Here is a 12,958-nt window from a genome sequence, read left to right as displayed (position 1 = left end):
GGCAAAGGTAGCAGCTAAGTGGAGGAATGTCCTCCGCTTATCGGGTGAAACGGACATCGAATGAGTGTGAGAGCGGACACAACGGCATCGAAGCCCCTACGGGCGGATGCCGAACGCAACCGACGCCGCATCGTGGACGCGGCTCGCGAGCTGTTCGCTTCCCGCGGTATCGACATCACGCTCGACGACGTCGCCGCGCACGCCAAGGTGGGCGTCGGCACCGTCTATCGCCGCTTCTCGTGCAAGGAAGAGCTCATCGACGGCGTCTTCGAGCAGCGCCTCGAAGGAATGCTCGCCAGTGCCGAACGCGCCCTCGAAGCGGAAGATCCCTGGAGTGGGTTGGTGGGCTTTCTCTCGGACGTATGCGAGGAAATGGCGTCCGACCGCGGCCTCGGTGATGTGGTCCTCGGGTCGGACGAGGGGTGCCGCGGCATCGCGGAGATGCGCCGACGGATCGATCCGTTCTTCGCGAAAATCGTTGATCGCGCCCTCGAATCCGGTCAGCTGCGTCCCGATGTGGCCGTCACCGACTTCTATCCGGTGCTGGGGATGATCGGCTCGACCGTCGAATTCTCCAGTCATGTCGATCCCGCGAACTGGCGTCGGTACTTCACGGTGCTGCTCGACGGCCTGCGCGGTGATTCGGTACCCCGATCGGATCTCCCCGGACGTCCCTTCACCGACGACGAAGTGGATACGGCGAAGGCGGCCATGCACGGTCGCCGCCGCTGACTGGTGATTCGTCCAACTTCGGTCTGTACGTTGTGTGCGCCGTCACGTAAGGTGCGTCACGGTAAGTGCTACGCGGGGTAGCGCACACCTGGCAGCAGGTGTTCAGACGTTGGGGGTTCGATTTGCGTTCGACGCGTGTCTTCGGTTCGGCCGTGGCAGTGATGGCAGTGTTCATGGGGGTGACTGCGCCGGCCGTGTCGGCAGCACCGTCGACGGGTTCGACCGTCGAATCCGACTTCTACATTCCGCCGAGCCCGCTGCCTGCAGGCGCGGCGGGCGACGTGATTCGTTCCGAGCCTTCGCATCTCGCGCTGTCGGTGCCGGGCATCGGCGGCACCCTGCCGGGTGAGGCAACCCGAATCATGTACCGCAGCACCGATTCCAACGACGACGCCAACGCAGTCACGGGTACCTACATCGACCCGGCCGCGCCGTGGACCGGTCCGGGGCCGCGCCCGCTCGTGGTGTTGGCACCGGGAACGCAGGGGCAGGGCGATCAGTGCGCGCCGTCGAAGATGCTCAACAACGTCATCACCTACACCCCGCCGCTCGGATTCATGGTCGAGTACGAGGTACTGGCCGCGTATTCGCTTCTCTCCCAGGGCTATGGCGTCGTGATCACCGATTACGAGGGTCTCGGCACGCCGGGCGCGCACACCTATGTGAACCGCGCGTCCGAGGCTCATGCAGTGCTCGACGCGGCCCGCGCAGCTCAGCAGCTGCAGGGCACCAAGATCTCCGGCGACGGCCCGGTCGCGGCCTACGGCTACTCGCAGGGCGGCGGAGCTGCCGCAGCGGCGGCCGAGATCGCCGATGAATACGCCCCGGAACTCGATCTGGTCGGCACCTACGCAGGAGCACCTCCCGCGGATCTGAAGGCGACCCTCGAACAGGTCGACGGCACCATCCTCACCGGCGTGATCGGCTACACCCTCAACGGCCTGCTCAATTCCGACCCCGGTCTGCAGCCGATCGTCGACGAGAACATCAACGACGCAGGAAAGGCCATGCTCAACCTGGTCGCGAATCAGTGTGTCGGAGAGACGATTCTGAACGTCGGGCTGCACCGCACCACCGAGTACACCAAGACCGGCGAGCCGTTGTCGGTCGTGCTGGACAGGTTGCCCGTCGCGCAGGAAATCCTGGCCAAGAACAAGATCGGTGAGCGTACGCCGAATGCCCCGGTACTGATCCAGTCCGGTACCTCCGACGACATCGTGCCCCACGGTCAGGCCGTCGAACTGGCAGGCGACTGGTGCGGCAAGGGTGCAACAGTGCAGCTCAGTTCCGCGCAGGTCCCGGCTATCGTGCCGGGTTCCGGTGCCGGGCATCTGATCCCGGACATCCTCGGTCTCGGCGAAGCTCAGAGCTGGATCAAGGATCGCTTCTACGGAGTGCCCGCCCCGTCGAATTGCTGATCGGCAACCGATGATCGAACGGCCCGCGCTCACCGAGCGCGGGCCGTTCGGCGTTCCCTCCCATGTCGGCCATCGATTCGTGTTCAGCAGGCATGACCGACGTCACACCGTCGAGTTCTCCAACGAGCCCACAGCGGTGTGAGGGTGTAGAAGGATGCGCAGCAGGGTACTGCCCTGCAATGCCCTGAGGTTGGGCTGTCGAGCGGTTGGGGTGAGTGAACATGCGGGACAGTTACACGGAGGCGCTCGACACGTTGGCGTCGGAGCTGTCCGAAATGTCGAGAATTGCGGAACGAGCGATGGCTGACGCCACGCGCGCGCTCCTCACCGCCGACATCGTGCTCGCCGAGCAGACGATCGAGTACCGCGAAGAGATCGACACTCTCGCCGTCGAATGGGAACACGAGGCCTTCGCTTTCCTCGCTCGACAGTCGCCGGTTGCTCACGATCTGCGCCGTGTTGTATCCGGGATCAACATCGTGGCCGACCTCCAGCGCATGGGTGGACTCGCGGTGCACATCGCCGAGCTGGCCCGCCGCCGTCACCCCGCGCATGTGCTGCCGCCCGAGGTCGAGGGCGTGTTCACCGAGATGGGTCGGGTAGCCATCGCTCAAGCGGAGGCGACCCAACGGGTGCTCGAGACGCGGGACGCCGAACTCGCCGCGAGTCTGCGAACGCAGGACGAGGAGATGGACGCACTGCACCGCAGCCTGTTCATGTTGACCTCCGCGCCCGACTGGCCGCACGGTGTACCGGCCGCCGTCGACATCACGTTGCTCGGCCGCTTCTACGAGCGGTATTCCGACCACACCGTCGAGGTCGCGAAACGGGTCATCTTCCTGGTGACCGGAGCGCGCCCCACCGACGAGTCTTAGTCTGCGAGAACCCCTCGGAGATGGCAGGATCGGCACGATGAAACGTGACGTCTCCGCGTACCTCGATGTCGATGTGACCGAGGCCAGCACCCTCGAGTTCCAGATCGCGATCGCGCCGCATCCAGGAACCGAAGTGTGGGAAGCACTCTCGTTCACACTCGACGGCCAGCCCGTCGAAGCGCAGGAAATCAGTGGCGCGCACGGCACCCGCATCCACAAGCTGCACGCCGGCGTCGGCAAGCTCGAAGCGTCGTACTCGGCGACGATCTACGGCAACACCGATCCGGCACCGGTGTCCGATTACGACCTGTCGCTGTATCTGCGGCCGAGCCGCTACGCCGAGGCAGACAAGTTCTTCGGTTTCGCGGCAACGGAATTCGGCTCGTACCCCCCGTCGGAGAAGCTGCTCGCCGAGGTGTCGTCCTGGGTGGGAGCCCGGCTGAGCTACGTTCCCGGCAGCAGTGACCCCATCGACGGCGCCGTCGACACCCTCCTCGCCGGCGCCGGGGTGTGCCGCGACTACACCCACCTCGTCGTCGCACTGCTCCGCGCAGTGAACGTGCCCGCTCGACTCGTGGCCGTGTACGCGCCGGGCTGCGATCCGATGGACTTCCACGCAGTTGCCGAAGCCTTCGTCGAAGGACAATGGCGAGTGGTCGACGCCACCTGCCTCGCGCCGCGATCGACCCTGGTGCGTATCGCAACCGGACGCGACGCAGCCGATACCGCATTCCTCGACAATCACGGCGGATCGATCATCCTCAACAGCGCTGTCGTCGGAGCCGTCGTGGATGGGCCGCTGCCCTTCGACGACATCACCCAATTGGTGTCGATCACCTGATCCGGTCGCTTCGAGGCGCGTTAGGCTGCGGCCCGTGCGAATGTCGTTGCGGCGTGGTGGTGTGTGGACCGATGCGATCGTCGTCGGCGTGGTCGTAGCCGTCGGTGTCGTTGCCGCAGGTCTCACCCACCAGCCGATGGGGCAGTCAGGATATGTCAGTGAGCCTGTCGAATACCCTGTGGACATTCCGGGGTGCGAATCCGTGGAGCCGCCCGAGGAAGAGCAGTTCTACGGTGTATTCACATCAGGCCAGGAGAACTACGACAATCCCGCTTACCCTTGGCTGACGTCGAAGAAGGCGCACGCAATGTCGATCGCAGTGCGCGGCGCTCTCCCCTCGCAGGTTTCCCTCGTTGCCGGTTCGTCGTTCTCGCCCGGCGGTGATCCGCTGGTCTTCCAGCCGGTAGCCAGCGCGGACGCGGCATACGACCCCGGCACCTCCGCGGACGCGGTGGTCACACGCGACGGTGTCGAAGGTTCGCTGACGGTCAACGTCACCCGCGTCGACGACGGTCCGAAGCCCTGCCAGGCCGGCTGGCTCGATGCTCGCGAAACACTCTCCGACGGAACTGTCGTCGACACGCGGGACACCTGGGACGAATTCGACGGAGACCGCTCCCATACCAACTTCGCGCGCGTGTACGCACCCGATGGTTCCGTCGTCGTCGCGTCATCATCCGACCAAAACGCCGATTTCGAGACCACCGGTACCGTGCCACTGTCGATCGAGGAGTTGCGCTCGATAGCGCTGCGGCCGGAGTTGCTGTGGTCCACACCGGTTCCGATCGACACGCCTCCGCTCCCGATTTCATGCGACACCAATTCCGAGGGCGCAGGGCAGTTCTCGTCTCAGTCCGTCGATCGCCTCAACGCGTCTCTGGACGAGTTCTGGCGAGCGGCCCAGCTTCCAATCGAACTCGACAGACCGCTGGGCTCGATGCGAACCTCCCCGTCGGGATCGGCCGGAGCGTGCGGAGCCGTGATGGTCGGCGACGGCACCCTGACGATCAGAGTGATCGACGCGGACTACGAGCCCTCCGAAAACCCCTGGGGTGCGCTGACATTGCCTGACGGATCGCAATTCCGCGACGACAACCCAGGCGCGAGTGCAATGACTCTCGACGGTGATCCGATCGAGGACGTCACGTTGGTCAAACCGTCGGGCACCCGCGTGGACGTGCAGATTGCGGCTCGCGCAACCAGTGTCGACCGACCACTTCTGCAGGCAATCGCGCTGGCTGTAGCCGGTTCGGTCGACTGAGAATCGTGATCTTCATTGCCGGATTCATGATCGTGGTGGTGCTATCGACTGCGGCTGTTCGTTCACGTGACGGTCTCTGCAAGGCCGCCGTCGCGCTGGTGTGGCTTCCCCTCGGCATTGCTTTCCTGACCATTTGGGCGTTCAGCTATCGGTGGGCAAACCAATCAGGTTGTCGCGAAGCCTTTCCCGAGTATTTCGGGTACCGGCCGCCGGATTACGAGGTGGAGCCGTTTCCCGTCGAGGACCGGCAGACGTGGTGGCCTCTCGGTCGAGAATGCGTCGGCCGCGACTCCGATACCGGCACCGTGATCGTCGAGCACACTGGCTGGGTAACAACGATGATCGTGTATCCAGCCGTGACCTGTGCGGTGGTCGCACTGACTGTCGTCGTAGTGAGACTGTCTGCTCTCGGGCGACGCGCCGGCCGTGCGCGGTCGTGAGCTCCTGACGTGTCCGCCGGCCTGCACGGCGAACTGTATCGGTTTGATTGGGCGGGTTCTCGAGGGAATCCGCGGGCTTGTCACTGCCGCCTCGCGCGCCACTGAACCGGCCTGCGGGAGCAATCGTCATCCGCTGTAGATGACGCATGGCAGGATCGAGGCCATGTCTCGCACTCTGAACCTCGTCGGCGATCCGGAGGCCGATGCATTGCTCGCCGAGGATCCGTTCGCGCTCTTGATCGGCATGCTTCTCGATCAGCAGGTGCCGATGGAATCCGCCTTCGCCGGGCCGAAGAAGCTCGTCGACCGCCTCGGTGATCTGAAAGTCGATACCGTCGCCGACGCCGATCCGGACGACTTCGCCGCATTGTGCGCGCAGACCCCGGCCGTGCATCGTTTTCCCGGCTCGATGGCCAAGCGCATCCAGGGACTCGCCGCATTTCTCGTCGAGAACTACGACGGCAAGCCGCAGGAAATCTGGACCCGCGACGACCCCGACGGTGCCGAGGTTCTGAAGCGTCTCAAAGCACTTCCCGGCTATGGCGACCAGAAGGCGCGCATCTTCCTCGCGCTGCTCGGCAAGCAGATGGGCGTGACGCCCGACGGGTGGCGAAAGGCTGCCGGAGCGTACGGCGACGAGGGTGCACGTCGATCCATCGCCGATGTCGTCGACGAGAAGTCCCTGCTCGAGGTACGCGAATTCAAGAAGGCAGCGAAAGCGGCAGCCAAGAACAAATAAGTCTGTCGGTGCCCGTCGGTACGTTGTGGCAGAACTTGCACCGGGGGGACGAGATGACCGAGACGATCGGGACGTACGAGGGGTGGCTGGCCTCGCTCGACGAGGACGCACTGACGGATCTGCTGCGACGTCGACCGGACGTGGCAACCGACCCGCCACCCCGCTCGTTCGGGTTGCTCGCGCAACTGCTCGGCTCGCCTTGGCGGGTGGCGGCGTTACCTCGAAAACTCGACAGAGGTGCGCTCGACCTGCTCGAGTTGTTCGCGCTCATGGAGGATCTCAGCCGCGCCGAGATCGGCCACTGGACGGGCGAGGGAATCTCGAACGAGACGGCGCATATCGATACGGCCCTGAACACGCTGATGGCCTACGGCCTGATCTGGCCGCACACGGCAGAGGGCTCGGACGCGGTCGAGTACCGCCCCGTCGATCTGTCCGGCGTGTTCTCGCACCCATTCGGTCTTGCCCGTAGGCAGCGAAAGTTGTTCTTGCACTGCGCCGTCGAGCAGGACCGACTTGCTTTGTTGACCCGCCTTGGAGTCGACTCCTCGCTCGATCGAGCCGAACGCGCCGACGCCGTCGCGGCCGCGATGACCCCCGAACGTATCCGAGCCTTGTTCGACGACGGCCCGCCCGAGATGCGAGAGATGTTGTCTCGCTTCGTCGATGGACAACCGGCGTCGTTAATCTTCGACGTGCCGCCGACCGCAGGTACCGCCGCCTTCGAGCGCGGATTGCTGTACCGATCGGACGGGCATCGCGTCGAGATGCCGTTGGAAGTGAGCATCGCGTTGCGAGGAGACGGGTGGCGATTGCCCATCGAGCTGAGGCCGCCGGAATTCGCCAATCATGCTCTCTCACAGGATGACTCGCAGCGCGCCCGCTCCATAGCCTTGCTGCAGTTCTGTGAGCACACGCAGGCGTTGTTGACGGCAATCGACACCGATGGCCTGGCAATGATGAAGACCGGTGGCCTCAGCGCCAAAGAGCTCCGTGCGCTGACTGCTCGTCTGGGATTCGCCGACGAGCATCACACCGCGCTGATGCTGATGCTGGCGCGCGAAGCCGGTTTGCTCGCCGACCGGGGAAAGACCGGTATCGCATTGACCTCGACGTACGAAACATGGTCGACGAGCTCGCGATCCGAGCAGGCGGCAGCATTGCTGGCGGCGTGGTGGTGCTCGCCCTTCACGCCGACCCATCGGGTGCCGAGATCCTCCCAGAAGACCTCGCCGGTACTCAAGAAGATGCTCGACGATCCCGCAGCCGCAGACGTGCGTTCGACTGCCTTGGCGGCTCTTCTGCGCCTCGGCGGATCCGACAGCCCGACGCCGGTGTTGTCCGATCCCGACGAATTCGCCCGCTACCTCGACTGGCATATTCCGGTCGTCTCGACGAGCGCCGGGCCTGGCCACGTGCGCGCACTCTGGGCCGAGGCCACCCGCCTCGGAGTTCTGGTCGACGGCGCACCGACAGATCTGTGCGCCACCCTGACGGACTTCCGAGTGGGCCGAGACGGCGATCCGCGCCAGATCGCCTCCGCGCTGGCAACGCAGCTACAAGATATGGCCGAATGGGTGCCGTTCTCGGTGCGCCTGTTGCCCGATTCGACCGCAGTGGTCACCGGGCCGCCGAGCACCGAGGTGGCGTCGATACTCGGTGCGGCCGCGCAACCGGAGTCGAGGGAAGTGGCGTCGGTCTGGCGGTTCACGCCGGCGACGATCCGCAGGTTCTTCGACACCGGCGGTACCGGGGAGGAGTTGATCGACGCCCTCGCCGAGATGGCCGACACCGATGTTCCCCAAGCCCTGGCCTACACGATTCGAGACTGTTGGCGCACCTACGGCGCACTGGCCGTGCGCAAGATCCCGTGCGCCATCGTCTCCGAGGACGTCGTACTGCTGACGAACATCGAGACGGACGAGGCATTGGCGGTGCTGAAGTTCCAGCGGCTCGCGCCGACAGTCCTGATCAGTTCTGCCACACCCATCGACACTCTCGCGGTGCTGCGCAGGCACGGATACTCCCCGGTGCGACATTCCGACACCGGCCGGCTCGAGCTGGACAGCGCGACCAAGGTCCGCGCCAACACCACCCGCACCCCGCACCCGAGCGCACCCGCAGCACCGGCTCGACGCGAATCACGCGAGCTGGCACAGCTGCTGCAGACAGGCGACCCCGGCACCGTCGACGACGCGCGGGTGCGCTCCGCACTCAGCAGGCACAGCAGACTGCTGCCACGGGAGCTCGACGCGCTGACCGACGCCGCAGCGCGCGGCGCGCCCGTCTCGATCGACTATCAGAACTCCAAAGGCGCAATCGTGCGGCACGCGATCTCGGACGCGCTGCAGGACGGCAACTGGCTACTCGCGCTGTCGACGTCCACCGGCGCCCGGGAAAGCTTCGCGATCATGAACATCAGAGCGGTGTCCGTCGGTCCACACTGATGCACGATGCAACCGAGCCGTGGGTTCCACCGCGCACACCGACGCGCGATGCAACTGAGCCAATGGTTCCACCGCGCACACCGACGCGCGATGCAACTCTGTCGTCGGTCGCCGGTACCCTTTCGGGCGTGGCCCTCTACCGGAAGTACCGTCCTGCGACGTTCGCCGAAGTCGTCGGTCAGGAGCACGTCACCGAACCGATCAGCGTGGCGCTCGATTCCAACAGAATCAACCACGCCTATCTCTTCTCAGGCCCTCGTGGCTGCGGAAAGACGTCCTCGGCGCGCATCCTCGCCCGATCGCTGAACTGCGCCGAAGGACCGACCTCCACCCCCTGCGGTGTGTGCAACTCCTGCGTCGCACTGGCACCGGGCGGGCCCGGCAACTTCGACGTCGTCGAGATGGACGCAGCCAGCCACGGTGGCGTCGACGATGCACGCGACCTTCGAGACAAAGCCGTGTACGCCCCGGCCGAGTCGCGCTACGTCATCTTCATCATCGACGAGGCGCACATGGTCACCCCGGCCGGCTTCAACGCGCTACTCAAGGTCGTCGAGGAACCGCCGGAGCACCTGGTCTTCATCTTCGCGACCACCGAGCCCGAGAAGGTGCTCCCCACCATCCGCTCGCGAACCCACCACTACCCGTTCCGACTGCTCGCGCCGTCGACGATGCGCGGCCTGCTCGAGAAGATCTGTGGTCAGGAACAGGTCCCGGTCGAGGACGCGGTCTATCCACTCGTCATCCGCGCGGGTGGCGGTTCTCCGCGTGACTCGCTGTCGGTCATGGACCAGTTGCTGGCCGGAGCCGGACCGGAAGGCGTCACCTACCCGCGAGCTCTGTCACTGCTCGGCGTCACCGACGTCGCGCTGATCGACGAGGCCGTCGACGCCCTGGCCGCGGGAGACGGTGGCGCACTGTTCGGCACCGTCGACAAGGTGATGGACGCGGGCCACGACCCACGTCGCTTCGCGATCGACCTCCTCGATCGCATGCGAGACCTGATCCTCATGAAGGCCGTACCCGACGCCGGTGAACGTGGCCTGGTCGACGTGCCGGGCGACGTCCTCGAACGACTCCGCGACGAGGCGGACCTGCTCGGCTCGGCGACCCTGACTCGCTACGCCGAGATCGTCCACTCGGGCCTCGGCGAAATGCGAGGGGCCACCGCGCCGCGTCTGCTGCTCGAAGTGATGTGCGCACGGATGCTCCTGCCGTCGGCCTCCGATGCGGAATCGGCTGTGTTGCAGAGGCTCGAACGCGTCGAACGTCGCCTGGACGTCACCCTTCCTGCCGGCGAACAGGCCGCAGTGGCACAGGCAGCCGCAGACCCGGCACGACCACAGCTGCCCGCGACCGAAGAGCCTGCACCCTCCGGCCCGCCCCCGGTGAACAAATTCCAGCGACCGTCCCAGCGACAGCCGGCTGCCGAGGCCGCCCCCGCTCTGGCGCCAACCCCCGCTCCGACACCAGCGCCTGCGCCTGTCGCGGCACCCGAACCCATGGCGGTCCCGGAACCGTCTCCGGTGCCAGAGCCTGCAGCCCCCGAGCCCGCTCCCACACCCGAGCCTGCAGCCCCCGAACCGGCTCCCGCACCCGAACCGGCTCCCACACCCGAATCGGCTCCGACCCCCGAACCGGCTCCAACACCCGAACCGGTCCCGACACCCGAGCCCGAACCGGCTCCGACACCCGAGCCGGTCCCGACACCCGAGCCAGCTCCAACCCCCGAACCGGAACCCGCGCCCGCACCGGTCACGACTTCCGCTGCAGCGCAACAGCATTCGGAACCATCGCTCTCTCACGAGGATTTTCCGCCGGAGCCCGAGGACGAGTACGGCCCGGAACCCGAGCCGGTGTACGAATCCGAACCCGAGCCTGTCGCGGCACCCGCGGCTGCCTCCAACGAGCCCGATGCGGCGGCCGTCCGCGCGGTGTGGTCCGAGGTGCGAACCAAGGTACGAGAGCGAAGCAGAACCGTCGAGGTGATGTTGTCCGGTGCGTCGGTACGCACCGTCGAGAACGGCACCATCACTCTGGGCCACGATTCGGCACCGCTCGCGAAGCGTCTCGAAGAACCCCGCAACGCCGACGTCATTCGGGACGCGTTGCGTGACGTGTTCGGCGTCGAATGGTCGGTGGTCTGTCTGGTGGGTGCTGCGGCACCACCGGAACCGTCATCAGCAAAAAAAGATGAACCGGCAGCGAAACCCGCGTCGCTGCCGAAGTTCTCGAGGCCGAGCCAGGCAGGGGCTCCCCGTCCGACGTCGGACGGTTTCGGTTCAGCGGGCGATGGATCGGACGCAGATATTCCGATGCCCGAGGCCCCGGACTATCCCGATGATCCCGAGCCGGTAGGTCCGCCGCCTCCGGAGACACCGGAGGACGAGGAAGAACTGCTCAAGGCCGCGGCCGAACCCGCGGACCCGTCGGTTCGTCGGGACCCGGAAACGGTCGCCATGGAGCTGCTGGTGAGCGAACTCGGAGCGGTACCGCTCAAGGAGATCTGAGGCTCAGGCGAGCGTGAGATCGTCGGTGTCGACGAATACCAGTCGGCCGCTGTCGAGGGCGACGGCCCATCGCTTGGCGACGGCCCAGTCCCGCGAGGTGCTGTCGGTCGCTTGGACTCCGAAGTCGTCGACGATCGCGCCGGTCTCGTAGGCGTCGGATCCGGAACTGTCGGCTCCGGACTTGTCGTCGTTGCGAGTGCGTACCTTGACGCGAGCGCCCACGGTCGGTTCGTTGTCGGTTTCCATGGTCGGTCTTCTTTCGCCTTCGGTCGATCTGACGCATCGTAATTTCCCATGACGGGGTCGTTCAAACCTGAACCGCATCGTGGGTCATGCGAAACGCTCGTTTCGGTCCTTATGTCGGATCGGTATGCCAACTTACTGTGGCATGAGCTGAGGTCTGTCATGGCCTCGCACCGACGCGATCGGCCGGCACGGCGATCGCGACAAGATCGAGTATGTGGAAGGAACTGCGCGCTGTGACTACAGAGGCATTCATTTACGAGGCCATCAGGACTCCCCGAGGTAAAGGAAAGAACGGCTCCCTGCATTCGGTGAAGCCGATTTCCTTGGTGACCGGGCTGATCGACGAGCTTCGTCGACGTTTCCCCGACATGGACGAGAACCGAATCTCCGACCTCATCCTGGGCGTGGTCTCGCCCGTCGGAGATCAGGGTGCCGACATCGCCCGCACGGCCGTGCTCGCAGCCAAGATGCCCGACACCGTCGGCGGCTTCCAGCTCAACCGCTTCTGCGCGTCGGGCCTCGAGGCCGTCAACCTGGCCGCGCAGAAGGTGCGCTCGGGCTGGGACGAACTGGTTGTCGCGGGCGGCGTCGAGTCGATGTCTCGCGTGCCGATGGGCAGTGACGGCGGCGCATGGGCCATGGACCCGGCCACCAACTACGACACCTACTTCGCCCCGCAGGGCATCGGTGCCGACCTGATCGCCACCATCGAAGGATTCACCCGCGAGGACGTCGACGCGTATGCCGTCCAGTCCCAGGAGCGCGCCGCAGCGGCGTGGTCCGGTGGTTACTTCGCCAAGTCCGTCGTTCCGGTCACCGACCAGAACGGTCTGCTGATCCTCGATCAGGACGAGCACATGCGTCCGGGCAGCACCGTCGAGTCGCTCGGCAAGCTGAACCCGGCGTTCACCGGTATCGCGGCCATGGGCGGATTCGACGACGTGGCGCTGCAGAAGTACCACTGGATCGAGAAGATCGATCACGTCCACACCGGCGGCAACAGCTCCGGCATCGTCGACGGCGCAGCCCTCGTCCTCGTCGGCAGCGAGCAGGCGGGCAAGGACCTGAACATGGTCCCGCGCGCCCGCATCGTCGCGACGGCCACCAGTGGTGCCGACACGACCATCATGTTGACCGGACCGACCCCGGCGTCGAAGAAGGTTCTCGCCACCGCGGGACTGACCGTCGACGACATCGATCTGTTCGAGCTCAACGAGGCTTTCGCTTCCGTGGTGCTGCGTTTCCAGAAGGATCTGAAGATCCCGAACGAGAAGCTCAACGTCAACGGCGGCGCCATCGCCATGGGCCACCCGCTCGGTGCCACCGGAGCCATGATCACCGGCACCGTGCTCGACGAGCTCGAGCGCCGCGGCGGCCGGTACGCCTTGATCACCCTGTGCATCGGCGGCGGCATGGGCGTTGCCACCATCATCGAGCGAGTCTGAGGTA

The 12,958-nt window shown here is 65.6% G+C and carries 11 protein-coding genes; 10 read left to right on the top strand and 1 reads right to left on the bottom strand.

The window, feature by feature from the left end; all coding sequences use genetic code 11:
* Positions 1 to 60: 60 nt before the first annotated feature.
* The 9 genes from K414_RS0102840 to K414_RS0102795 all read left to right on the top strand — a co-directional run bounded on the left by K414_RS0102840 (position 61) and on the right by K414_RS0102795 (position 11,263).
* On the top strand, positions 61 to 732 hold the full coding sequence (locus tag K414_RS0102840) for a TetR/AcrR family transcriptional regulator (RefSeq protein ID WP_027494561.1): 672 nt from the start codon (positions 61 to 63) through the stop codon (positions 730 to 732).
* A gap of 161 nt (positions 733 to 893) precedes the next feature.
* Positions 894 to 2,150 (top strand): lipase family protein, encoded by a 1,257-nt coding sequence (locus tag K414_RS0102835; protein ID WP_037219672.1) that lies wholly within the window; start codon positions 894 to 896, stop codon positions 2,148 to 2,150.
* A gap of 221 nt (positions 2,151 to 2,371) precedes the next feature.
* The gene (gene phoU / locus K414_RS0102825) at positions 2,372 to 3,025 is read left to right on the top strand and encodes a phosphate signaling complex protein PhoU (protein ID WP_027494559.1); all 654 of its coding nucleotides are present in this window, start codon (positions 2,372 to 2,374) and stop codon (positions 3,023 to 3,025) included.
* A 37-nt stretch (positions 3,026 to 3,062) separates the two neighbouring features.
* Positions 3,063 to 3,866, top strand: a complete 804-nt coding sequence (locus tag K414_RS0102820; protein WP_027494558.1) for a transglutaminase family protein — start codon at positions 3,063 to 3,065, stop codon at positions 3,864 to 3,866.
* A gap of 34 nt (positions 3,867 to 3,900) precedes the next feature.
* A complete protein-coding gene (locus K414_RS0102815) occupies positions 3,901 to 5,127 on the top strand; it encodes a hypothetical protein (RefSeq protein WP_152530349.1) in 1,227 nt (408 codons plus the stop codon).
* A gap of 5 nt (positions 5,128 to 5,132) precedes the next feature.
* Positions 5,133 to 5,567 (top strand): hypothetical protein, encoded by a 435-nt coding sequence (locus K414_RS0102810; RefSeq protein ID WP_027494556.1) that lies wholly within the window; start codon positions 5,133 to 5,135, stop codon positions 5,565 to 5,567.
* A gap of 163 nt (positions 5,568 to 5,730) precedes the next feature.
* Positions 5,731 to 6,306, top strand: a complete 576-nt coding sequence (locus K414_RS0102805; RefSeq protein ID WP_027494555.1) for an HhH-GPD-type base excision DNA repair protein — start codon at positions 5,731 to 5,733, stop codon at positions 6,304 to 6,306.
* 53 nt (positions 6,307 to 6,359) lie between these two features.
* Positions 6,360 to 8,753, top strand: a complete 2,394-nt coding sequence (locus K414_RS0102800; protein ID WP_152530348.1) for a helicase-associated domain-containing protein — start codon at positions 6,360 to 6,362, stop codon at positions 8,751 to 8,753.
* Between the two features lie 128 nt (positions 8,754 to 8,881).
* Complete coding sequence (locus K414_RS0102795) at positions 8,882 to 11,263, top strand: DNA polymerase III subunit gamma and tau (protein ID WP_027494553.1); 2,382 nt, start codon at positions 8,882 to 8,884, stop codon at positions 11,261 to 11,263.
* Positions 11,264 to 11,266: 3 nt separating this feature from the next.
* Here K414_RS0102795 and K414_RS0102790 read toward each other — a convergent pair whose 3' ends face one another.
* Positions 11,267 to 11,509: a hypothetical protein gene (locus tag K414_RS0102790; RefSeq protein WP_027494552.1), complete on the bottom strand. Its 243-nt coding sequence runs from the start codon at positions 11,507 to 11,509 to the stop codon at positions 11,267 to 11,269.
* Positions 11,510 to 11,742: 233 nt separating this feature from the next.
* Here K414_RS0102790 and K414_RS0102785 point away from each other — a divergent pair, with 233 nt between their 5' ends.
* A complete protein-coding gene (locus tag K414_RS0102785) occupies positions 11,743 to 12,954 on the top strand; it encodes an acetyl-CoA C-acetyltransferase (protein WP_027494551.1) in 1,212 nt (403 codons plus the stop codon).
* The last annotated feature ends 4 nt before the right edge of the window (positions 12,955 to 12,958 follow it).

Origin of the sequence: Rhodococcus sp. JG-3 (assembly GCF_000482405.1) — a bacterium.
GTDB classification, from domain to species: Bacteria; Actinomycetota; Actinomycetes; order Mycobacteriales; family Mycobacteriaceae; genus Rhodococcoides; species Rhodococcoides fascians.
Note: the sequence above shows the minus strand (reverse complement) of the source record. Positions and strands in the feature narration are given on the sequence as shown.